This window comes from Streptomyces megasporus, from assembly GCF_000718985.1.
Taxonomy (GTDB): domain Bacteria; phylum Actinomycetota; class Actinomycetes; order Streptomycetales; family Streptomycetaceae; genus Streptomyces; species Streptomyces megasporus.
The window spans coordinates 86,014-107,916 of record NZ_JODL01000030.1 but is presented as its reverse complement, the minus strand read 5'-3'; the positions used below and the strand labels follow the sequence as shown (position 1 = coordinate 107,916).

Here is a 21,903-nt window from a genome sequence, read left to right as displayed (position 1 = left end):
CGCCGATGGTACTGCACGGGGGACCGTGTGGGAGAGTAGGACGCCGCCGAACGAGTTGTTGTGGAGGCCCCGTCGGGCAGGTTCCGACGGGGCCTCTTCGCGTTTTGGGGCCTTTGTTATAAGGGGGGTTCCGGTTTCCGAGTCGAAGGATTCGGGGGCCGGAGCCTTCCTGCATTTCTGCCCCGTTGATTCGGGACTGTGTGTGGCGAGAAATGCCTTGAGTCGAGCAAGTGAGGCTGGGCCCTTGCCGAGTCTGTGGGCCTGTGGGCTTTCTTCTGGCGCCATAAGGCAACCGCCGCGTACCCGGCCGACACCAGTACCGGAGAGTGTGGTGGCCGAGGCAGGAAGCGGAGGGCGGGACGGGACAGCGTCCGTCCCCCGGCTCTCCGCCGATGAACTCCCTGTGGGCGGCGGTGGAGTGGGAACCGAGCCGGCGCAGCAGAGTTTCGAAGAGGCCGTCGGAATGGTCCCGAGTGCTTCCGAAGGCGCGGGCGGTCGAGTCGCCAAGCACGCGAGCACAGCCCGTCGAGCCAGGGGAGGAATCAGAGACGGCCTGCGGCCTTGAGGGCCAGGTAGGTGTCGGCCAGGGCCGGGGCCAGCTCCGCGGGAGTCGCGTCCACGACCGTGACCCCGTGACGGCGGAGCCGGGCCGCCGTGTGCAGACGTTCGGACTGGGTCCGAGCGGCGGCAGCGGCCTGGTAGACGCTGTCGAGCGTGCCGCGGGAGGCCGCCATCTCCTCGATGCGGGGGTCCGCGACGGAGGCCACCACGACCGTGTGGCGCTGCGTGAGGAGAGGAAGCACCGGAAGCAGGCCCTCCTCCACGGGGGAGGGGTCCAGACCGGTGAGCAGGACGACCAGCGAGTGCTGCGGGGCGTTGCGGAGGATGGCGGAGGCCATACCCCGGGCGTCGGACTCGATCAGCGCCGGTTCGAGCGGAGCCATCGCCGTGACCAGCGACGGCAGAAGGTCGTGGGCGGTGCGGCCCCGCACGGTGGTGCGTACCCGGCGGTCGTAGGCCAGGAGGTCGAAGCGGTCGCCCGCGCGGGCGGCCAGGGCGGCCAGCAGCAGGGCGGCGTCCATCGCCGCGTCCAGGCGGGGAACGTCGCCGACCCGGCCGGCCGAGGTGCGGCCGGTGTCGAGGACGGTGAGGATGCGGCGATCGCGCTCGGGCCGCCAGGTGCGGACGGCGACGGTGCTCTGACGGGCGGTGGCGCGCCAGTCGATGGAGCGGGTGTCGTCCCCGGGGATGTATTCGCGGAGGCTGTCGAATTCGGTGCCTTCCCCTCGGGTGAGGACGCTGGTGCGACCGTCGAGTTCGCGGAGGCGGGAGAGGCGTGCGGGCAGGTGCTTGCGGCTGGTGAAGGGAGGCAGGACCCGTACCGTCCAGGGAACGGAGTGGCTGCCCTGTCGGGCGGCGAGCCCGAGGGGGCCGTAGGAGCGGACGGTGACACGGGCGGCCTGGTGGTCGCCCCGACGGGTCGGATGCAGACGGGTGGTGAGGCGACGGCGCTCGCCCGCGGGGACGACCAGCCGGTGCCGGGAGGCGGAGAACTCCGTTCCTGGGGCCCAGACACTGGGCGGCCAGGCATCGCGGAGGTCGGCACGGAGCCGGCGTCCCGAGGGATTGGTGATGGTGAGGTGCACCTGGGCAGACTCACCGAGTCGAACTGATGTATCACCGGAACGGGTGAAAAGGAGCTTTCGGACTGGTGCCGCTCGCCCGAGGTCGTACAGAATTGCGAACAGCAGGGGGAGTTCGACGGCGAGCAGTCCGGTCCAGCCGGGGAGCAGGAAGCCGACGAGGAGCGCGCCGAGGGCGGCGATGAGAGCTGTTCGTCCGGTGATGGCCATCGGTCAGTTCACGTCGTCTCAGCGGGGTACGGGGACGTGGGCGAGGATCGAGGAGATCACGCTGTCCGCGGTGACGCCCTCCATCTCGGCCTCGGGTCGCAGTTGGACGCGGTGGCGCAGGGTGGGCAGGGCCAGGGCCTTCACGTCGTCGGGGGTCACGTAGTCGCGCCCGGTGAGCCAGGCCCAGGCGCGGGCGGCCGAGAGCAGTGCGGTGGCGCCACGGGGGGAGGCGCCCAGGGAGAGAGAGGGGGACTCACGGGTGGCACGACAGATATCCACGACGTAGCCGGCCACTTCGGCCGAGACGGACGTCCCGGCGACCGCGGCGCGGGCCGCGTCGAGCTCGGCGGGCCCGGCGACGCGCCGCACCCCGGCCGCGGCGAGATCACGAGGGTCGAAGCCCTCGGCGTGGCGGGTGAGGACTGTGACCTCCTCCTCCCGCGAGGGCAGCGGAATCTGCAACTTCAGCAGGAAACGGTCAAGTTGGGCTTCGGGGAGAGGATAGGTGCCCTCGTACTCGACGGGGTTCTGGGTGGCGGCCACCAGGAAGGGGTCGGGGAGCTTGCGTGCGGTGCCCTCGACCGAGACCTGCCGTTCCTCCATGGCCTCCAACAGGGACGCCTGGGTCTTGGGCGGAGTGCGGTTGATCTCGTCGGCGAGGAGGAGGTTGGTGAAGACCGGTCCGGGCTGGAAGGAGAACTCGGCGGTGCGGTTGTCGTAGATGAGGGAGCCGGTGACGTCGCTCGGCATCAGGTCCGGAGTGAACTGGACGCGCTTGGTGTCGAGTTCGAGCGTGGCGGCCAAGGCCCGGACGAGGAGGGTCTTGGCGACACCCGGAACGCCCTCCAGCAGCACGTGCCCGCGGCAGAGCAGGGCCACGACGAGTCCGGTGACGGCGGCGTCCTGCCCGACCACGGCCTTGGAGATCTCACTGCGCACGGCTTCGAGGGCGGCGCGGGCGCTGTCTGCGGAGGGGGCGCTCACGAGGTGTGGTCCTTGTCTCTCGGAGATGGGGTGATGCGGCTTTCGAGGAGATCGAGTTCGTCGGCCAGCCGGACGAGCGCGTCGTCGTCGGCGGGGGCCGGCCCGAAGAGGAGGGCGTGCACGTGGGGAGCGTCGTCACCGCCGAGGTGAGCGGCGACGGCCGGGACGAGGCCCTCGGGATCGTGGGCCCGTGAGGCGGGGACCCCGACAAGAGGGGCGAGCCGGGCACGGGCTGCCGAGCGCAGCGCGTCGGCGGCACGGTCGCGCGCGTCCGCCTGGCGGTAGAGACGAGCGCGGCCTTCGGTGGCCTCGGAGGCCGGAACGGCGACGGGCAGCCGTTCCGGAACGAGAGGGCCGAGCCGTCGGGCTCGCCACAGGGCGGCGAGGGCGGCGGCGACGGCGAGTTGGAGCGCGCCCCATTTCCAGCCCGGAGGGATGAGGTCGAAGAAGCTCTCGTCACCGTCGCCGGCGGTGGCGTCGTCCAGGGAGGGGAGGTACCAGACCAGATGGGGACGGGAACCGAGGAGTTGCAGGGCGAGCGAGGCGTTGCCGTGTTCGTCGAGGCGGTCGTTGTAGAGCGGGTCGGGGGCGCCCAACAGCACGGTGTCGCCGTCGCCGGAGCCGTCCGGCAGTCGGAGCAGGGTGGGCAGCTCGCCACTGAGGTAGCAGGCGTCGACGTCGTCGGCGGAGGTGGTGTAGGTGATGCCGCCGAGCTCGGCGTCGCCGGCCCGCCGGGCGTAGGAGGCGTCGCAGGATGGCGGGAGTGGCCGTACCGAGGTGGGCTCCACGGCGCGGACGTCGGGGGCCAGGGTCTCCAGCGAGGCGGGGCCGGGGGCCAGCAGGACGGTGCGACCGCCGCTGCCGGAGGTGGCGGCGCGGAGTTCGGCCTGCCGGCGGGCGTTCAACAGGTCGGGGTTGGTCACCAGCAGTGTGGTGTCGGGGCCCACCGCCGAGACCGCCTCGTCGAGGGTGGTGGCGACGGTGGTGTCCACGCCGCGGTCGGCGAGGAGTTCGGCGGCGGCGCGACTGCCGTAGCGGTCGGCGGAGCGGGGGTCGAGCCGGCCGTACTGGTCGCCGGAGCGCAGGGCGGCGATGATCACCCCGGCCAGGGCCAGGATCGCCGCTGCCAGCAGCAGGCCTCGGGCGCGCCCCCACACCCGGCCGAGGGTGGGGGAGACCGAGGTCGTCGGGGCGGGGATGGAGGGCGGAGCGGTCGTCATGTGGTGCCTCCGCCGTGGGTGGTGGTGCCGAGCCGCGCCCCGTCGAGCCGGGGCTTGCTGCGCAGGACGGCGTCGTCGAGGTCGCGGAGCCGGTCGTACGCGCTCCGGTCGGCCGGGCGTCCGGCGTATGTGACCTCGTCGAACGCGACGGCGGCGGCGCGTAGGGCAGCGGTGTGCTCCGGGAGGACGCGGGCGGCCTCCCGGGCGGCCTCGTCGGCGGTGCGGCCGGGCCGCGGGTCGAGCAGGGCGCGTTCCTCCAGGGAGCGGACGAGAGCCCTCATCCGCTCCTGGAGGGCCTCGCTCCAGCGGCTGTCGGCCGCGTGCCGTTCGGCCGCGGCGCGGTGTTCCGAGGCACTGCGGGGGCGATGGTCGAAGAGTTCGGCGTGGCCACCCGTGGTGGCAGTCCGGCGCAGCGCGCCCATGCGCAGGCGCAGGGCGACCAGCAGCAGGACGACGAGCGCGGCGACGACCACGAGGCCCACCCAGCCGCCGGGGGTGGCTCCGGCGGCCGCGTCGAGGAGGTCGCCGACCTTCTCCCACACCCAGTCGAGCAGGCGCCGCAGCAGACCCGGGTCGTTCTCGTGGTACATCGGCTTGGACAGTTCGTCCTCCGCGGCCTCGCGCGCCGGGTCGCGCGGGACCGTCACCGGCACCTCGTCGTCGGGGCGCGCGGCGAACGGTACGTCCCCGATCGCCGCGCTCCTCCCCGTGGCACTCCTCACCGGATCAGTTCCCCGAGGCGGTGTCGCCGGTGTGCTGCTCGTAGCCGGGGACGCCCGCGGCGCGGGCGAGCTCCAGGTCGAGTGCCTCGCGGCGAATGCGCTGGTCCATGTAGAGGAGCGCGGTGACGCCCGCGCTGAGGGGGAGGGTGATGGTGGAGGCCAGTACCGCGCCGATGCCGACGACGGCCAGATACGTCCAGGACATCTCGACGGGGCCCCCGGAGACGAAACTGTCGAGGCCGTTGCCGCCGAGTACGGGGGCCAGCAGGGAGGCGGGGAGCTGGATGATCATTCCGACCATCATGACCAGCACGAACGTGAGGAGCTGGATGCCGAAGATGCGCCACCAGGAGCCCCGTACGAGCCTGGCGGAGCGGCGCATGGCGGCGATCACGCCCTGTCGTTCCAACATCAGCGCGGGCGCGGAGAGGCAGTAGCGGACCCACAGCCAGACGGCGACCACGGTGCCCGCGAGGCCTCCGAGGAAGAAGAGGCCTATCCCCGCCGGGAGCGACCCCGTCGCGCTCAGCAGGATGCCGGGGAGGACGCCCACGGTGACCGCGGCGGTCACGATCAATCCCACCAGCAGGGTCAGGCCGAGCAGACGCGGAAGCAGGCCGCGGGAGTCCCGCCAGGCTTCCCCGAGGGAGACCTGGCGGCCCAGGACGGCACGGCTGACCACCACGGTGAGCATCGCGGTGGCGATGACGGTGCCCACCAGGGTGGCCAGCATCTCGAAGCCCAGGGCGTTCGTCGTGCCGCTGAGGGCGTCCCGCAGTTCCTCGTTGGTGGGGGTTTCCCCGGTCTGCAGGGCCTCGAAGCCGCTGTTGTCGCGGAGCCAGATGCCGGTGGCGACGGTGGACACGAGCTGGATCATGACCGCGACGGCGAGGGAGATGCCCAGCACCGTGCGCCAGTGGGCTCGCGCGGTGGACACCGCGCCGTCCAGGATCTCGCCGACGCCCAGGGGACGGAGCGGAATGACGCCCGGTTTGGCCGCGGGCGGCGGGCCCCAGTTCCCCCAGTCGGGAGGCCCCTGCGGCGGGGGAGGGGGCGCGCCCCAACCCTGAGGAGCGGGGGGCGGCTGCTGCGCCGACCAGTTCGTGGGCGGCTGTTCCGCGGGCGTCCGATCGGTACCGTCGCCGCCGGGTGCTTTTCCACCGGAGGCAGGGGGCGGATCGGAGGGGGAGGATCCGGGCGAGGCCCAGCCCGGAGAGTCACTCACTGCAGTTCACCTCGTGTTCTCGCGGCCTGTCCGTGGGATGTGTCGGCTGGTCTGGCAGCCATCGTGCCACGGGCCGCCGTGGAACGTGGCGGCCCCTGCGGCTCCCGGTCGCCGTCGACTGACGGTCGGAGAAAGGGCAGACTGTTCGAATGGTTGACCAGACAGAGAGCGGGGCCACGGTACCGGCCCCTGGCGACGCACCGGTCCCCGTTCCCGCCCTGCGCTGGGAGGAACCTCCGGAGGGCCCGGTGGTGGTGTTGCTCGACCAGACCCGGCTGCCCGTCGAGGAGGTCGAACTCGTCTGCACGGACGTGCCCGCCCTGGTGGAGGCGATCCGTTCGCTCTCCGTGCGGGGGGCGCCGTTGCTGGGGTTGGCAGGCGCGTACGGCGTCGCGCTGGCCGCCGCCCGCGGGTACGACGTGGCCAACGCCGTCGAGCAGCTCAGGCACGCCCGGCCGACGGCGGTCAACCTCGAGTACGGGGTGCGGCGGGCCGAGCGGGCGTACCGCGAGGCGGTCGAGGGCGGGGCGGACGAGGAGCGGGCGGCGGCCGCGGTGCTCGCCGAGGCCCGGGAGCTGCACCGGGAGGACGCCGAGGCGAGCGAGCGGATGGCCGAGCACGGCCTGGCGCTGCTGGGCGAACTGCTGCCGGGTGGCGGTTACCGTTTCCTCACTCACTGCAACACGGGAACGCTGGTGTCCGGCGGAGGGGGCACGGCGTTCGGGGTCGTACGGGCCGCCCACCGCGCCGGGGAGCTGCGCAGGCTGTGGGTGGACGAGACCCGGCCGCTGCTCCAGGGTGCGAGGCTGACGGCGTACGAGGCGGCCCGTGAGGGCATGGCGTACACGCTGCTGACGGACAACGCGGCCGGTTCGCTGTTCGCGGCCGGGGAGGTCGACGCGGTGCTGGTCGGCGCGGACCGGATCGCGGCCGACGGCTCGGTGGCGAACAAGGTGGGCAGCTATCCGCTGGCGGTGCTGGCCCGCTACCACCACGTGCCGTTCGTGGTGGTGGCGCCCGTGACCACGGTGGACCTCCGGACGCCGGACGGCGCGTCGATCGAGGTGGAACAGCGGCCGGGCCACGAGGTCACGGAGTTCGCGGCGCCGTCCGCGCCGGGCGCCGGGACCGAGGCGGGCAGCGGCATCCCGGTGGCCCCGCTGGGCGCGCAGGCGTACAACCCGGCCTTCGACGTCACTCCGGCGGAGTTGGTCACGGCGATCGTCACCGATCGCGGTGTGGTCTCGCCGGTCACCGGCGACGCGTTGGCCGAGTTGTGTTCGCGGTCACCGTCACCCACGGAAACGTCACGATCGGGTAATGGGATGATGGGAGCATGAAGGGACGAGTCCTGGTCGTCGACGACGACACCGCACTGGCGGAGATGCTCGGCATCGTGCTCCGCGGCGAAGGCTTTGAACCGTCGTTCGTGTCCGACGGCGACAAGGCGCTCGCCGCTTTCCGGGAGACCAAACCCGATCTGGTCCTGCTCGACCTGATGCTGCCGGGGCGGGACGGCATCGAGGTGTGCCGGCTGATCCGCGCCGAGTCCGGGGTGCCGATCGTCATGCTCACCGCCAAGAGCGACACCGTCGACGTGGTGGTGGGGCTGGAGTCCGGCGCCGACGACTACGTCGTCAAGCCGTTCAAGCCCAAGGAGCTGGTGGCCCGGATCCGGGCGCGGCTGCGTCGTTCGGAGGAGCCCGCGCCCGAGCAGCTCACCATCGGCGACCTGGTCATCGACGTGGCGGGTCACTCCGTGAAGCGGGACGGGCAGTCGATCGCGCTGACCCCCCTGGAGTTCGACCTGCTGGTGGCGCTGGCCCGCAAGCCGTGGCAGGTCTTCACCCGCGAGGTGCTGCTGGAGCAGGTGTGGGGCTACCGCCACGCGGCGGACACCCGTCTGGTCAACGTCCATGTGCAGCGGCTGCGTTCCAAGGTGGAGAAGGACCCGGAGCGTCCCGAGATCGTGGTGACCGTGCGCGGCGTGGGGTACAAGGCCGGACCTAGCTGACATGTGGCACGGCGGTCGTTTCCTCCCTGACGGACTGCTGTCCGAGGGGGCGACGGGCAGCCGGGCGCATCCCGTCTTCCGGATGTTCGTCCGTTGGGTGCGTCGTCCGCTGCTGGCCGTGGCACGGCTGTGGCGGCGCAACATCCAGTTGCGGGTGGTGGCCGCCACCCTGCTGATGTCGCTCGCCGTCGTCCTGCTGCTCGGTGTGGTCGTCATCGGGCAGGTCCGCAACGGTCTGCTGGAGGCCAAACGGCAGGCGGCGCAGAGCCAGGCCGCCGGGGGCTTCGCGGTGGCCGAGCAGATGGCCGACGACGCGGCCGACGGGGAGATCGAGGGGGACGCCGGGAACGGCCGTCGAGGGGTCCGGGACACCGGTATCTGGTTGACCGACCTGGTGGCGCAGCTCGCCAGCGGCGGGCAGGGCGTCTACTACCTGGTGGCGCTCAGCTCGGAGGAGGACACGGGAACCTTCGGCGTCAACGGGAGCACGGGCAGGCACGGACCGCGCGCCTCCGGCACGGTGCAGCACGAGGAGAGCGTGCCGGTGGAGCTGCGCGAGGCGCTGGACCAGAGCCCGGACACCCACGAGCAGTACGGCAGGATCGTGCTGCAGGACGGCCGGACCGAGGCCGCGCTGATCGTGGGGAAGCGGCTCAACGACCCCAACGGCGACCCGTACCAGCTCTACTACCTCTTCCCGTTCACCCAGGAGGAGAAGTCCCTCAGCCTGGTGAAGGGCACCCTCGCCACCGCCGGGGTCTTCGTGGTGGTGCTGCTGGGCGCCATCGCCTGGCTGGTGGTGCGCCAGGTCGTCACCCCCGTGCGGATGGCCGCCAGGATCTCCGAGCGGCTGGCCGCCGGGCGCCTCCAGGAGCGGATGAAGGTCACCGGCGAGGACGACATCGCGCGGTTGGGCGAGTCGTTCAACAAGATGGCGAAGAACCTCCAGTTGAAGATTCAGCAGTTGGAGGAGCTGTCCCGGATGCAGAGGCGTTTCGTCTCGGACGTCTCGCACGAACTGCGCACCCCGGTGACCACGGTGCGGATGGCGGCGGACGTCATCTACGAGGCGCGCGAGGAATTCGATCCGGTGACGGCCCGTTCGGCCGAACTGCTGTTGGGGCAGCTCGACCGCTTCGAGTCGCTGCTCGCCGACCTGTTGGAGATCAGCCGCTTCGACGCTGGCGCCGCCGCCTTGGAGGCCGAGCCGACCGATCTGCGCGATGTGGTCAGGCGCGTCCTGGAAGGGGCCGAGCCGCTCGCCGAACGCAAGGGCAGTCGTTTCCTGGTGCACGGCGACGACCGGCCGGTGGTGGCGGAGGCCGACGCCCGCCGGGTCGAGCGCGTGCTGCGCAACCTCGTCGTCAACGCCGTCGAGCACGGGGAGGGGCGCGACATCGTGATCCGGCTCGCCACGGGCGACGGGGCGGTGGCCGTGGCCGTCCGCGACTACGGCGTCGGGCTCAAGCCGGGCGAGGCCGGCCGGGTCTTCAACCGCTTCTGGCGCGCCGACCCCGCCCGGGCCCGCACCACGGGCGGCACCGGTCTGGGGCTGTCCATCGCGGTGGAGGACGCCAGGCTGCACGGCGGCTGGCTCCAGGCCTGGGGCGAGCCGGGCGGCGGCTCGCAGTTCCGGCTGACCATTCCGCAGACCGCGGGCGGACCCCTGCGCGGCTCGCCCATCCCCCTGGAACCCGCGGACTCCCGCCGTCGGCGGGCCCAGGCGAGCGGCCCGGCCGGCGGCGCCCGCGCGTCCGTGTCGGGGTCGGGCGGGGGCACCGAGGACGGGCGGGGCCCGGCGGCCGGCACGGTGGCGGCGCCGCCGCGGGGCACGGGCGGCGCGGAGGGGAACGGGCCCGGTGCACGGACGGGGACGACGGAGGAGCGCGGACGGCATGGCGAGCGACATGGTGACTGAGCGTCTCGGGGGCCTCGCGGGTCGTCCGAGACGCCGCCGGGCCACGGCGGCGCTGGGAGCCGTGGCCCTGCTGCTCGCCGGTTGCGCGTCGATGCCCGACGAGGGGGACGTGCGCCGGGTCGCCGCATCCCCTCGTGCCGGCACCGATTCGCAGGTGCGGGTGTTCGGGGTGAGCCCGCGCAACGGCGCGTCGCCCTGGGAGATCGTCCGCGGCTTCCTGGAGGCCACGACCAGCGACGAACCGGATTTCCGGACGGCTCGCGAGTACCTGACCGACCGGACGGCCGAGACCTGGGATCCCTTCGCCCGCACGACGGTGCTCGACGACGCGCCCCGCGTGCTCTCCTCGCGCAACGACCTCGTCGGCCGGGAGACCAGGGGCGTCATGCTGGAGGTGACCGGCGCCAGGATCGCCCTGGTGGACGGCGAGCACTCCTACCGGCCGGGTGAGGGGACGTACCGGGAGACGTTCCACCTGGTCAAGGTCGACGGGCAGTGGCGGATAGACCGGCTGCCGGACGGGCTGGTGGTGGCCCAGTCCGACTTCCAGCGCAACTACGAGCCGGTCAACGTCTACCACTACGCGGACCTGGGCCCGGACACCGGCGCGGTGACGCGGGGCGGGGACGTCCTGGTCGCCGACCCGGTCCACCTCCGGGAGCGAATAGACCCGGTGACCGCGGCGGTCAGGGCGGTGCTGGACGGGCCGACCGACTGGCTGGAACCGGTGGTGTCCTCGGCCTTCCCCGAGGACGTGCGGCTCGCCGGCGGCGCGCCGCTCGCCCCGGACGACTCCGGGACGTTGACCGTCCCCCTGACCAGGGGGAAGGCCGGCGGGCACGAGCGTCCGATCCTGGTGGACGAGGCCCAGTGCGCCCGGATGGCGGCGCAGGTGCTGTACACGGTGAGCGGTCAGGTGTCGAGCAAGGTCGGCCGCGTCCGGTTGACCGTCGGGCGGGGCGGCGAGGAGCTGTGCGAGCAGAGCCGTGAGGAGGCCGGGGCGTACGCGCCGGGACGGCTGAACGCCGACCCGGACGCGGGGTACCTCGTCGACGACGGCAATCGACTGTCCATGGTGGAGGAGGGCACCGACCGGGCCGTCCCGGTCGACGGGCCGTTCGGCGCCGGGCGGGTCCCGTGGAGCGCGGTCTCGGTGAGCCGGGACGAGCAGCGCGGCGCGGGCGTGTCGCTGGACGGCAGGGCGCTGTACGTCGCCCCGCTGACCACCGACACCGAGCTGGGCGATCCTCTTCTGACCAGTGGGGCCGAGCGGGAGGCGGATCGGCTGACGGCCCCGAGCTGGGACGGGCTCGGCGATCTGTGGGTGGCCGACCGGGACCCGGACGGGCCCGGGCTGCTGCGGCTGCGCGGGGGCCAGGAGGAGGCGGAGACGGTCGAGGTGATCGGTCTCGGCAAGGGCCGGATCGAGGCGCTGCGGGTCTCCTCGGACGGTGTGCGCATGGCGTTGCTGATCAGCGAGGAGGGCCGTACGACGCTCCGGCTCGGGCGCATCGAGCGGGAGGAGGCCGACGACGGTGCGTCCAGGGCGATCGTGAACGGCCTGCGGCCGATCGCCCCGCAGATGGAGAACGTGGTGGACGCGTCCTGGGCGGGGGACAGCAGGCTGGTGGTCGTCGGTCGGGAGGCCGGGGGCGTGCAGCAGTTGCGGTACGCGGCGACGGACGGTTCGCCGGCGAGCCCGTCCACGCTTCCCGGACTCAACGAGGTGACGGGTGTGGCGGCCTCGGAGGACGGGGAGAAGCCGTTGCTGGCCGACACCCGGGAGGGCATCGCCCGGCTCTCGCGCGACGGCGACTGGGAACTGGTCACGGACGAGGGGTCGATGCCGGTTTACCCGGGGTAGGCATCCCCGCATGCGGGGATGGTGGCGGGAATTGGCCGATTTGGTGCTGCCGGCCGACTGTGCCGGATGCGGGGCGCCGCGCGCCGACCTGTGCGCGCGGTGCCGGGCGGCGCTGTACGGGGCGGCGGTGCGGCGGGTGCGCCCGCCCGGGTTCCGAGACGGGCCGCCGGTGTTCGCGGGGCCGACGTACGTCGACGAGGCGCGGGCCGTGCTGCTGGCGCACAAGGAGCGCGGTGCGCTGGGGCTGGCCGCCCCGTTGGGGGTCGTGCTGGCCGGGGTGGTGCGGGCGGTGGCGGACGCCGCGGGGTCCGCCGCGGACGGTGGGCCGCTGCTGCTGGTGCCGGTGCCGTCCGCGCGTCGGGCGGTGGCGGCGCGCGGCCACGACCCGGTGCGGCGGACGGCGCTGGCGGCGGCCGGGGCGCTGAGACGCGCCGGGTGGTCCGCGCGGGTGCCGGCCGTGCTGCGGCAGCGGCGCTCCGTGGCCGATCAGGCGGGGCTGACCGTCGCGCGGCGGTCGGCCAACCTGGCCGGTGCGCTGGGGACGTCGGCCGGCGCCGGAAGGCTGTTGGGGGAGGGCCCGGTGGTCGTGGTGGACGACCTGGTCACGACGGGCGCCACGCTCGCGGAGGCGACGCGGGCGCTGACCGGGGCGGGCGGCAGGGTGATCGGCGCGGCGGTGGTCGCGGTCGCGGAGCCGGAGGCGCCACGGGCGCCCGGCGGGGCCGGAAGTGGCGGAACCGCCGATTGGAACCGCTCGTTGAGGGTTACAGATGTATAACAGAGGCAGAATGCACCCGATCGGAGGTACGTGCCGGTAAGGGGTGCCGAGCTTCCCCCAGTGGGGGTAGGTTCGGTTGTGAGGAATGGTGAAAGCTGTTCCCTGCAGCGGGACATGTGCGCTATCAGGCGTTTGCCCGGCTTTGCTGGCCATTGCCTCTGTACGAGAGGGATGGTGATCTCCCCGCAAGGGGAGGAGGAGGTGAAAGTCGCAACCCGACGTAGCGCCGGATGGTGACCGTATGTGATCGGAGCCATCCGGACTCAGTGCACAAAGGGCGAGTTCCGCCCCTGTTCCGCGGAACCGCCCGGGAACGGAGTTCTGCGTGGACATCGTCGTCAAGGGCCGCAAGACAGAGGTGCCGGAGCGTTTCCGCAAGCACGTGGTCGACAAGCTCAAGCTGGAGAAGATCCAGAAGATCGATGCCAAGGCGATCCGTCTCGACGTCGAGGTGACCAAGGAGCACAACCCCCGTCAGGCCGACCGTCGTGACCGAGTGGAGATCACGATGCGCTCCAGGGGGCCGGTGATCCGCGCCGAGGCGTCGGCGGCCGACCCGTACGCGGCACTGGATCTCGCCACGGAGAAGCTGGAAACGCGGCTGCGCAAGCAGCACGACAAGCGGGTCTGTGCGCGGCGAGGCAACGGCCACAACCGGATTCCGGCACGCGACGTGGCCGTGACCGTCCCGAACGCGGCGAGCATCGGCGAGGACGGCAACCTGGAACCCCGGCGGACGGCGGAACAGGAGGAGCCGCCCACCACCAGGATCGGACCACTGGAGGTCCAAGGGGAAGGACCGCTGGTCGTACGGGAGAAGACCCACACCGCGGCCCCGATGTCACTGGACCAGGCCCTGTACGAGATGGAGCTGGTCGGGCATGACTTCTACCTGTTCGTCGACTCCGAGACCAAGTTGCCGAGCGTCGTCTACCGGCGTCACGGCTACGACTACGGCGTCATCCATCTGGAACCCGATCCGTTCGCGCAGGAGCCGCCGCGGGGCGTCGGAGGCGCTCTCGGTGGCTGAGAACAGTCGCTGACACCGTGAACCATCCCGCCCCCGGCCGATCGAGGAATTCGGCCGGGGGCGGGGCATGGAATCATGGCTTCACGCCCAACCGGCGCTCCGCCAGGCCCGGTTGGTGTCGCGTAGCCCGGCCTGCAGGGGGAGGAACGATGGCGGACAGCTTCGGGCCCGTGAGGTCCGGCGCGCACGACGGCGGTGGCACCGCCCCCGCGGACACGCGGGGAGCCGCGTCGCGCGAGGAGCCCATCCGGGTCCTGGTGGTCGACGACCACGCCCTCTTCCGGCGCGGGTTGGAGATCGTCCTGGCGCAGGAGGAGGACATCGAGGTCGTCGGCGAGGCGGCCGACGGCGCCGAGGCCGTGGAGAAGGCCGCCGACCTGCTGCCCGACATCGTCCTGATGGACGTGCGGATGCCCCGGCGCGGCGGCATCGAGGCGTGCACCTCGATCAAGGAGGTGGCCCCCAGCGCGAAGATCATCATGCTGACGATCAGCGACGAGGAGGCCGACCTCTACGACGCCATCAAGGCCGGGGCCACCGGCTACCTGCTCAAGGAGATCTCCACCGACGAGGTCTCCACCGCGATCCGCGCGGTCGCCGACGGGCAGTCCCAGATCAGCCCGTCGATGGCGGCGAAACTGCTGACCGAGTTCAAGTCGATGATCCAACGCACCGACGAGAAGCGGCTGGTGCCCGCACCCCGCCTCACAGACCGGGAGTTGGAGGTGCTCAAGCTCGTCGCCACCGGCATGAACAACCGGGACATCGCCAAGGAACTCTTCATCAGCGAGAACACGGTGAAGAACCACGTCCGCAACATCCTGGAGAAACTCCAGCTCCACTCCCGGATGGAGGCCGTGGTCTACGCGATGCGGGAGAAGATCCTGGAGATCAGGTGAGGCGGACGGTCAGGCGAGGGCCGCGGTGAGGGCGGCGGCCAGCTCCGGGTCGTCGCAGCGTTCGACGCGGACCGTGTCACAGCCCACCCAACCCGCCGCCTCCCACAGGGCCCGCGCCATCGGCTCCACGGCCCCACGCCCCGCCATCGACACCTGTCGGGCCACCAGAGTCCGGCCCTCACGAGCCGGGTCGACCCGGCCCACCAGCCGTCCCCTCGATAGCAGCGGCATCGCGAAGTAGCCGTGCGTCCGCCTGGCTCGGGGCACGTATGCTTCCAGCCGGTGGGTGAAGCCGAAGATCCGCTCGGTGCGCTTGCGGTCCCAGATCAGCGAGTCGAACGGCGACAGCAGCGTGGTGCGGTGCCGCTCCCGGCCCGCGGCGGACTCGGCCTCCAGCGCCGCGGGATGGGCCCAGGCCGGCCTCCCCCAGCCCTCGACCTCCACCGGGACCAGGCCCGTCTCCGCCACCACCGCGTCGACCTGCTCGCCCTTCAGCCGGTGGTAGTCGGCCAGATCCGCCCGGGTGGCCACGCCCATGGCCGCCCCGGCCTGGGCGACCAGCCGGCGCAGGCACTCGTGGTCGGTGAGGTCGTCGTGCAGCAGGTCGTCGGGGACGGCGCGCTCGGCCAGGTCGTACACCCGTTTCCAGCCGCGCCGCTCGGTGCAGACCACCTCGCCGACGTCCAACAGCCACTCGACCGCGATCTTCGTCTCGGACCAGTCGTACCACTCGCCGCCGTTCTTGGCGCCGCCCAGCTCGGAGGCGGTCAGCGGGCCGTCGGCCTTCAGCCTGTCCCGTACGGCGGCACAGGAGCGCTCCGAGTCCTCCATGCGGTGCCAGCGGTGCCCCCGGGCGCGGAACGCCCGGCGCCGGAAGGCGAAGTACGGCCACTCCTCGATCGGCAGGACACAGGCGGCGTGCGACCAGTACTCAAAGGCGTGCGCGTCCGTCCAGTACGCCGCCTCGACCTTCTCGCGGCCGACCGCGCCCAGCCGCGCGTACGGCACCAGTTCGTGTGAGCGGGCCAACACCGAGATGGTGTCCAACTGTACGGCGCCCAGACGCCGCAGTACGCCTCGCACCCCGGCCCGGCGGTCCGGGGAGCCCAGCAACCCCTGTGCGCGCAGCGCGATCCGGCGTGCCTCGTCGGCGGAGAGGGAGAGCGTCACGGTGGTCATGCGCCGACGATAGAGGCCGCCACCGACAACGGATGCCGGATTCGGCCGATGAGTGCTCTGCCGCCCGTGCTCTGCCGCCCGTGTCCCGCTATGGCGCCGGGAGGTACGGCACGGCCGGCGTCCGCCCCCGGTCCGACGGCAGCAGCGAGGCCACCCACGCGTCCCGTCGGGTGCCTCGGAAGGGTATGCGCGCCCGCAGGGTGCCCTCCATGACGAAGCCCAGCCGCTCCGCCACCGCGCGCGAACCGGCGTTCCCGACCTCGGCGAACCACTCCAACCGCGCCACGTCCAGCTCCGCGAAGGCCCAGTCGACCACCGCCCGCGCGGCCTCCACGGTGTGGCCGCGGCCGCGCTGTTCCCGCGCGGTCCAGTAGCCCAGCTCCGCGAGGCGTCCCTCCGGTCCCGGCGGGGTGATCCGCACCAGTCCCATCGCGCCGACCAGCTCTCCGGCGCGGGTGAAGACGCCGAAGTTGTAGGCGGTGTCCTCGCGCCAGCCGGTCGGGGCGACGTCCGTCACAAAGGCCCGCGCGTGCTCGGGCAGGTACGGCTCGGGGAGCGTGGTCCAGCGCAGGATGTCCGGGTCCTGACAGGCGGCGTGGACCGCGGGGGCGTCCCGAGGCTCGAAGGGGCGCAGGAGCAGGCGCTCGGTTTCGAGCGTGACGGTACGCATGGGGGGAATTCTGTCAGTCATCCAATCGGGCGGATCCGGCACCTTCCGGGTCTCCCGCACGTTGGGGGGTACAGGGGCCGGGGCCCCTCGCATACGATGGCCGGTGCGGCAAGGGCCCGAGGCAAGGAAGAGGCCCACCGTGCCAGCGCACCAGACCCGTGCCAGGCCCGACCGGCAAGGAGCCAGCCTACGTGTCCGTCTTCGGCAAGATCATGCGTGCAGGTGAAGGCAAGATCCTGCGCAAGCTGCACCGCATCGCGGACCAGGTGTCGTCGATCGAAGAGGATTTCGTCAACCTCTCCGACGCCGAGCTGAGGGCGCTCACGGACGAGTACAAGGAGCGCCTCGCCGACGGCGAGACCCTGGACGACCTGTTGCCCGAGGCCTTCGCCACGGTTCGCGAGGCCGCCAAGCGCGTGCTCGGACAGCGCCACTACGACGTGCAGATCATGGGTGGCGCCGCGCTCCACATGGGGTACGTCGCGGAGATGAAGACCGGTGAGGGAAAGACCCTCGTCGGCACCCTGCCCGCGTACCTCAACGCGCTCTCCGGCAAGGGCGTCCACCTCATCACGGTCAACGACTACCTGGCGCAGCGCGACTCCGAGCTGATGGGCCGGGTCCACAAGTTCCTGGGCCTGTCGGTGGGTTGCATCGTGGCGAACATGAGCCCGGCGCAGCGGCGCGAGCAGTACGCCTGCGACATCACCTACGGCACCAACAACGAGTTCGGCTTCGACTACCTGCGCGACAACATGGCGTGGTCGAAGGACGAGCTGGTGCAGCGCGGCCACAACTTCGCGATCGTCGACGAGGTCGACTCCATCCTGATCGACGAGGCCCGTACGCCGCTGATCATCTCCGGTCCGGCCGACCAGGCGACCAAGTGGTACAGCGACTTCGCCAAGCTGGTCAGGCGGCTGGAGCGCGGTGAGCCCGCCAACCCGTTCAAGCAGCAGCCGGAGACGGGCGACTACGAGGTCGACGAGAAGAAGCGCACCGTCGCCATCCACGAGTCCGGTGTCGCCAAGGTCGAGGACTGGCTGGGCATCGACAACCTCTACGAGTCGGTCAACACCCCGCTGGTCGGTTACCTCAACAACGCGATCAAGGCCAAGGAGCTCTACAAGAAGGACAAGGACTACGTCGTCCTGAACGGCGAGGTCATGATCGTCGACGAGCACACCGGCCGCATCCTCGCGGGGCGTCGCTACAACGAGGGCATGCACCAGGCGATCGAGGCGAAGGAGGGAGTGGAGATCAAGGACGAGAACCAGACGCTCGCCACGATCACCCTCCAGAACTTCTTCCGCCTCTACGACAAGCTGTCGGGCATGACCGGTACGGCCATGACCGAGGCCGCCGAGTTCCACCAGATCTACAAGCTGGGCGTGGTGCCCATCCCGACGCACCGCCCGATGATCCGCAAGGACCAGCCCGACCTGATCTACCGCACCGAGGTGGCGAAGTTCGAGGCGGTCGTCGAGGACATCGTCGAGCGGCACGAGAAGGGCCAGCCGGTCCTGGTGGGCACCACCTCGGTCGAGAAGTCCGAGTACCTGTCGCAGCAGTTGAAGAAGCGCGGCGTGCCGCACGAGGTGCTCAACGCCAAGAACCACGAGCGTGAGGCCGCGATCGTCTCCCAGGCGGGCCGCAAGGGCGCCGTGACGGTCGCCACCAACATGGCCGGCCGCGGTACGGACATCAAGCTCGGCGGCAACCCCGACGACCTCGCCGAGGCGGAGCTGCGGGCCAAGGGCCTGGACCCGGTGGAGAACGCCGAGGAGTGGGCCGCCGCCCTGCCCGCCGCCCTGGAACGCGCCGAGCAGGCGGTCGCGGAGGAGCACGACGAGGTCGTCGAGATCGGCGGTCTGTACGTGCTGGGCACCGAGCGGCACGAGTCGCGCCGCATCGACAACCAGTTGCGCGGACGTTCCGGCCGGCAGGGCGACCCGGGCGAGTCCCGCTTCTACCTCTCGCTCGGCGACGACCTGATGCGGCTGTTCAAGGCGCAGATGGTCGAGCGCGTGATGTCCATGGCCAACGTGCCCGACGACGTCCCGATCGAGAACAAGATGGTCACCCGCGCCATCGCCTCGGCGCAGTCGCAGGTCGAGCAGCAGAACTTCGAGATCCGCAAGAACGTCCTGAAGTACGACGAGGTCCTCAACCGGCAGCGCGAGGTCATCTACGGCGAGCGCCGCCGCGTCCTGGAGGGCGAGGACCTGCGCGAGCAGATCATCCACTTCATGGACGACACCATCGACGCCTACATCCAGGCCGAGACGGTCGAGGGCTTCGCCGAGGAGTGGGACCTGGACCGCCTGTGGGGCGCGTTCAAGCAGCTCTACCCGGTGACGGTCACCATCGAGGACCTGGAGGAGGCCGCCGGCGGTCGGGAGGCCCTCACCGCGGAGTTCATCGCGGAGGCCATCAAGGACGACATCCACGAGCGGTACGAGGAGCGCGAGAAGCAGCTCGGCCCGGAGATCATGCGCGAGCTGGAGCGCCGCGTGGTCCTCTCCGTGCTCGACCGCAAGTGGCGTGAGCACCTCTACGAGATGGACTACCTCCAGGAGGGCATCGGCCTGCGGGCCATGGCGCAGCGCGACCCGCTGGTGGAGTACCAGCGCGAGGGCTACGACATGTTCATCGCGATGATGGACGGCATCAAGGAGGAGTCCGTCGGCTACCTGTTCAACCTGGAGGTCCAGGTCGAGCAGCAGGTCGAGGAGGTGCCGGTCGAGGAGGCCGAGCCCACGCCCTCGCTGGAGAAGGAGCCCCGGGAGGCGGCCGTTCCGGCCGGGGCCAGGCCGGCGATCAGGGCCAAGGGTCTCGAGGCCCCGCAGCGCTCGGACCGGCTGCGCTTCACCGCGCCGACGGTGGACGGCGAGGGCGGCGTCGTGGAGGGCGAGTTCGCCGGTGACGGCGAGGGCCCGGTCCGCTCGCCCGCGGACGGCATGACGCGGGCGGAGCGCCGCAAGGCCCAGAAGGGCCGCCGCCGCAAGAAGTGACACGGCGATCGCCGTGGCCGGGGCCGGGTTCCCACCGGGGGCCCGGCCCCGGCGCGTTCGGGGGCGCCCGAGGGCCCGAGCACCGTCGACGCCTGCCAGGGCCCGTCCGACGCCGCCCGAGGCCCGTTTGAGGCGGTGAGGACGCCGTGACGGGCGGGACGCCGTGACGGACCGGGACACGTGAGGTCAGGACACCGTGTCGAGTTCGACGGCGGAGCACTGCCAGCGCAGGTCGCGGGTCCGTTCCAGGCGGAAGGCCAGGGCGCGGAGTCGGTCGCCGGACCGGACGCGGGCGAACGCCTCGACCGCGCCGGGCCGGGGCTGCGCCCAGCCGACCTCTCGCACCACGGGGGCCGGAGCGTTCGCCGCGGGGCGCAGTGGGGCGTGCGGGGCGAGCCGTGCCAACTGCTCGTACGCCTCGTCGCGGGCGTGGCCGAGCAGCAGGTGGACCGGCCGCTGGCCGCTGAGGACGAGCACCAGTCGGTGGGCGAACCAGTAGTGCGGCTGTCGGTCGCGTTCGCGCCGCCGGGCGGCGAGCACGGCCGACTGGGTCGGCCGGCGGGAGTCCCTGCGGCCGGGCGGAGCGGTACGGCTGGTGGTCGGCATGGTCTCTCCCCGTTGCCTCTCACGCACCGAAACGGTGCGTACTGAGCGGTAGCTTTCGGCACCGGTTCTACTGGGGCGTCCCGAAGGCGGCAACGACCGACGACCGGCCGCGGCGGGCCCGGCGCGGTTCACCTATCCGACGGAAGAGACGCGCGGAGACTGACGCGGGACGCCTCTGACCTGTGGTGCCGAGGTGTGGGACGTCGGGGAGAGCGGGGAGTCCCAAGGCGATCGGGGCGTCCCGACCGCCGTATGCTGTCGGGGCAAGTCGGACCGGCCTTACACGAAAGCGGTAGCGATGCGCGTCTATGTCCCCCTGACCCTGCCCGGCCTCGCGGACGCGCACGGGAAGGGCGAGCTGGGCCCCGGCCCGCTGATCGCCTACGCGGTCACCCCCGGGCTGCGCGAGTGGTACGTCTCGGACGACGTCGAGGAACTGGAGTACGCGGCGCTGGGGCGGGCCGCGCAGGCGTCCCTGCGGCGGCTGGCGGCCGACCCGGACGCCCCGCGGCTGAGGGTGGTGGTGGCCGCCGACGTGCCCGACCGCGAGGCGGTCGCCGACCCGGACCGCAGTCTGGACCCGTCCGCGCTCGGCGAGGTGCGCATCGAGCGGCCCGTGCCGCTGTCCAAGGCCGCCGCCGTGCACATCGACGCCCGGGAGGCCGAGGCGGACGTCGCCGCGGCGGCGGACGCGCTGGGCGCGGCCGACCAGGGCGACGACGACGCCCGGTTCGTCGTGGACGGGGCGGAGGACCACGAACTGCTGTGGTACGCCACCCAGGAGATCGGCGCCCTCCTGGAGGAGCTGGGCTGACGGCCCCCGCCCGGCCCCCGGCCGGCCGCGTCTCCCGACTGTCACCGCGAGGCCGTACCGTCGTGGGTATGCATTCGGGGACGGGAAGATCCCACATCGTGTGGGACTGGAACGGCACACTGCTGCACGACATCGACGCGGTGATCGAGGCGACGAACGCCGCGTTCGCCGAGATCGGCCTGCCGCCCATCACACTGGCGCGCTACCGGGAGCTGTACTGCGTACCGGTGCCGCGCTTCTACGAACGGCTGCTGGGGCGGCTGCCCACCGAGGCGGAGTGGGCCGAGATGGACACGGTCTTCCACCGGCACTACTTCGCGCGCGTCGAGGACGCGGGGCTGGCCGAGGGGGCGGCGCGGCTGCTCGCGGAGTTGCGGGCGGCCGGCACGACACAGTCGCTGTGCTCCCTCGCGCCCCACGAACACCTGGTGCCACTGGTGCGCCGCCACGGGATCGAGGAACACTTCGCCCGGGTGGACGGCAGCCGCCGCGACGGGCCGAGCAAGGGCAAGGCGCTGCAGATGGCGGCGCACGTGGCGGCGCTCGACGGTTTCGACCCGCGTCGCACCGTGGTGGTCGGCGACGCCGTGGACGACGCGCTCGCGGCGGCCCACGTGGGCGCGCGGGCCGTGCTGTACACCGGGGGTTCGCACAGCCGGGCCAGCCTGGAGACGGCCGGGGTGCCGGTGGTCGACAGTCTCGCCGAGGCCGTCGAGGTGGCCGAGAGCATGGTCGCGGGGGACTAGTGCCGCGTCAGCCGAGGTTCGCCCCGCTCGTGTCGCCTTCCGAGGGTTCGCCCCTCGGCGGGAGCGCCGCCGCGGGGGCGTCTCCGCGTCCGACGTCCTCACCGGCTCGGAAACTGTCCACTTTGGCTAATTCGAGGCACCTTTTTTGCTGCCGAAGAGCAGAGACACCCCCGGGGCGGGGGGAGATAGCCTGGCCGTGTGATCAGCACGATACCGGCGGAAGGCAACGTCGCCTCCGCCCCGAACCGTCCGGGTGACACCGCCCGGACCATCGTCGATCACGCCTCCGACCGGCATGACGCCCCGCTCCGGCGGACACTGTGTGTGTCGGCGTCACGCCTCCACCACCTTGACGTCACGCAACGGC

The 21,903-nt window shown here is 72.0% G+C and carries 18 protein-coding genes; 10 read left to right on the top strand and 8 right to left on the bottom strand.

What is annotated here, in order from left to right; genetic code table 11:
* Positions 1–542 precede the first annotated feature (542 nt).
* From IF47_RS0122600 to IF47_RS0122580, 5 genes are read right to left on the bottom strand one after another with little or no spacing between them, the layout of a single operon-like run.
* On the bottom strand, positions 543–1,853 hold the full coding sequence (locus IF47_RS0122600; protein ID WP_031510773.1) for a DUF58 domain-containing protein: 1,311 nt from the start codon (positions 1,851–1,853) through the stop codon (positions 543–545).
* A gap of 18 nt (positions 1,854–1,871) precedes the next feature.
* The gene (locus IF47_RS0122595; RefSeq protein WP_106982626.1) at positions 1,872–2,837 is read right to left on the bottom strand and encodes an AAA family ATPase; all 966 of its coding nucleotides are present in this window, start codon (positions 2,835–2,837) and stop codon (positions 1,872–1,874) included.
* The gene (locus IF47_RS0122590; protein WP_051718101.1) at positions 2,834–4,057 is read right to left on the bottom strand and encodes a DUF4350 domain-containing protein; all 1,224 of its coding nucleotides are present in this window, start codon (positions 4,055–4,057) and stop codon (positions 2,834–2,836) included. Before IF47_RS0122590 ends, IF47_RS0122595 begins: the two co-directional genes overlap by 4 nt.
* Positions 4,054–4,779, bottom strand: coding sequence for a DUF4129 domain-containing protein (locus IF47_RS0122585; RefSeq protein WP_245641194.1), 726 nt, complete (start codon positions 4,777–4,779; stop codon positions 4,054–4,056). The genes IF47_RS0122590 and IF47_RS0122585 overlap by 4 nt, the downstream gene beginning before the upstream one ends.
* Positions 4,780–4,783: 4 nt before the next feature.
* Positions 4,784–5,716, bottom strand: a complete 933-nt coding sequence (locus tag IF47_RS0122580) for a DUF7847 domain-containing protein (RefSeq protein WP_245641193.1) — start codon at positions 5,714–5,716, stop codon at positions 4,784–4,786.
* A gap of 437 nt (positions 5,717–6,153) precedes the next feature.
* On the opposite strand from IF47_RS0122580, the gene mtnA reads away from it, so the two are divergent.
* The 7 genes from mtnA to IF47_RS0122545 all read left to right on the top strand — a co-directional run bounded on the left by mtnA (position 6,154) and on the right by IF47_RS0122545 (position 14,507).
* Positions 6,154–7,344 (top strand): S-methyl-5-thioribose-1-phosphate isomerase, encoded by a 1,191-nt coding sequence (gene mtnA, locus IF47_RS0122575; protein ID WP_031510768.1) that lies wholly within the window; start codon positions 6,154–6,156, stop codon positions 7,342–7,344.
* The gene (gene mtrA / locus IF47_RS0122570) at positions 7,341–8,018 is read left to right on the top strand and encodes a two-component system response regulator MtrA (RefSeq protein WP_031510767.1); all 678 of its coding nucleotides are present in this window, start codon (positions 7,341–7,343) and stop codon (positions 8,016–8,018) included. The genes mtnA and mtrA overlap by 4 nt, the downstream gene beginning before the upstream one ends.
* Position 8,019: 1 nt before the next feature.
* Positions 8,020–9,936 (top strand): MtrAB system histidine kinase MtrB, encoded by a 1,917-nt coding sequence (gene mtrB / locus IF47_RS0122565; protein WP_078592039.1) that lies wholly within the window; start codon positions 8,020–8,022, stop codon positions 9,934–9,936.
* Positions 9,914–11,800, top strand: coding sequence for an LpqB family beta-propeller domain-containing protein (locus IF47_RS0122560; RefSeq protein ID WP_031510765.1), 1,887 nt, complete (start codon positions 9,914–9,916; stop codon positions 11,798–11,800). Before mtrB ends, IF47_RS0122560 begins: the two co-directional genes overlap by 23 nt.
* 10 nt (positions 11,801–11,810) lie before the next feature.
* Positions 11,811–12,578, top strand: coding sequence for a ComF family protein (locus IF47_RS0122555; protein ID WP_051718099.1), 768 nt, complete (start codon positions 11,811–11,813; stop codon positions 12,576–12,578).
* A 325-nt stretch (positions 12,579–12,903) separates the two neighbouring features.
* Complete coding sequence (hpf, locus tag IF47_RS0122550; RefSeq protein WP_031510763.1) at positions 12,904–13,608, top strand: ribosome hibernation-promoting factor, HPF/YfiA family; 705 nt, start codon at positions 12,904–12,906, stop codon at positions 13,606–13,608.
* A gap of 149 nt (positions 13,609–13,757) precedes the next feature.
* Positions 13,758–14,507: a response regulator gene (locus tag IF47_RS0122545; RefSeq protein ID WP_031510762.1), complete on the top strand. Its 750-nt coding sequence runs from the start codon at positions 13,758–13,760 to the stop codon at positions 14,505–14,507.
* A 9-nt stretch (positions 14,508–14,516) separates the two neighbouring features.
* Here IF47_RS0122545 and IF47_RS0122540 read toward each other — a convergent pair whose 3' ends face one another.
* Positions 14,517–15,686, bottom strand: a complete 1,170-nt coding sequence (locus IF47_RS0122540; protein ID WP_031510761.1) for a winged helix-turn-helix domain-containing protein — start codon at positions 15,684–15,686, stop codon at positions 14,517–14,519.
* Positions 15,687–15,774: 88 nt separating this feature from the next.
* A complete protein-coding gene (locus IF47_RS0122535; RefSeq protein WP_031510760.1) occupies positions 15,775–16,356 on the bottom strand; it encodes a GNAT family N-acetyltransferase in 582 nt (193 codons plus the stop codon).
* Positions 16,357–16,547: 191 nt separating this feature from the next.
* Here IF47_RS0122535 and secA point away from each other — a divergent pair, with 191 nt between their 5' ends.
* Positions 16,548–19,370 (top strand): preprotein translocase subunit SecA, encoded by a 2,823-nt coding sequence (gene secA, locus IF47_RS0122530; RefSeq protein WP_031510759.1) that lies wholly within the window; start codon positions 16,548–16,550, stop codon positions 19,368–19,370.
* A 186-nt stretch (positions 19,371–19,556) separates the two neighbouring features.
* On the opposite strand, the gene IF47_RS0122525 is transcribed toward secA, so the two are convergent.
* On the bottom strand, positions 19,557–19,976 hold the full coding sequence (locus tag IF47_RS0122525; RefSeq protein WP_031510758.1) for an Rv3235 family protein: 420 nt from the start codon (positions 19,974–19,976) through the stop codon (positions 19,557–19,559).
* A 298-nt stretch (positions 19,977–20,274) separates the two neighbouring features.
* Between IF47_RS0122525 and IF47_RS0122520 the strand changes: the two genes are divergently transcribed.
* Positions 20,275–20,790, top strand: a complete 516-nt coding sequence (locus IF47_RS0122520; protein WP_031510757.1) for a DUF6912 family protein — start codon at positions 20,275–20,277, stop codon at positions 20,788–20,790.
* Positions 20,791–20,858: 68 nt separating this feature from the next.
* Positions 20,859–21,536 carry an HAD family hydrolase gene (locus tag IF47_RS0122515; RefSeq protein ID WP_031510756.1) on the top strand — a complete coding sequence of 226 codons (678 nt, stop codon included), beginning with the start codon at positions 20,859–20,861 and terminating at the stop codon, positions 21,534–21,536.
* Positions 21,537–21,903: the final 367 nt, after the last annotated feature.

Excerpts from the sequence above, each read along its gene's own strand:
- IF47_RS0122555 (WP_051718099.1), top strand. The coding sequence starts at position 11,811 with ATGCGGGGATGGTGGCGGGAATTGGCCGATTTGGTGCTGCCGGCCGAC.
- IF47_RS0122540 (WP_031510761.1), bottom strand. The coding sequence starts at position 15,686 with ATGACCACCGTGACGCTCTCCCTCTCCGCCGACGAGGCACGCCGGATC.
- mtrB (WP_078592039.1), top strand. The coding sequence starts at position 8,020 with ATGTGGCACGGCGGTCGTTTCCTCCCTGACGGACTGCTGTCCGAGGGG.
- IF47_RS0122590 (WP_051718101.1), bottom strand. The coding sequence starts at position 4,057 with ATGACGACCGCTCCGCCCTCCATCCCCGCCCCGACGACCTCGGTCTCC.
- mtrA (WP_031510767.1), top strand. The coding sequence starts at position 7,341 with ATGAAGGGACGAGTCCTGGTCGTCGACGACGACACCGCACTGGCGGAG.
- IF47_RS0122535 (WP_031510760.1), bottom strand. The coding sequence starts at position 16,356 with ATGCGTACCGTCACGCTCGAAACCGAGCGCCTGCTCCTGCGCCCCTTC.
- IF47_RS0122520 (WP_031510757.1), top strand. The coding sequence starts at position 20,275 with ATGCGCGTCTATGTCCCCCTGACCCTGCCCGGCCTCGCGGACGCGCAC.
- IF47_RS0122600 (WP_031510773.1), bottom strand. The coding sequence starts at position 1,853 with ATGGCCATCACCGGACGAACAGCTCTCATCGCCGCCCTCGGCGCGCTC.
- IF47_RS0122560 (WP_031510765.1), top strand. The coding sequence starts at position 9,914 with ATGGCGAGCGACATGGTGACTGAGCGTCTCGGGGGCCTCGCGGGTCGT.
- mtnA (WP_031510768.1), top strand. The coding sequence starts at position 6,154 with ATGGTTGACCAGACAGAGAGCGGGGCCACGGTACCGGCCCCTGGCGAC.
- IF47_RS0122545 (WP_031510762.1), top strand. The coding sequence starts at position 13,758 with ATGGCGGACAGCTTCGGGCCCGTGAGGTCCGGCGCGCACGACGGCGGT.
- IF47_RS0122525 (WP_031510758.1), bottom strand. The coding sequence starts at position 19,976 with ATGCCGACCACCAGCCGTACCGCTCCGCCCGGCCGCAGGGACTCCCGC.
- IF47_RS0122515 (WP_031510756.1), top strand. The coding sequence starts at position 20,859 with ATGCATTCGGGGACGGGAAGATCCCACATCGTGTGGGACTGGAACGGC.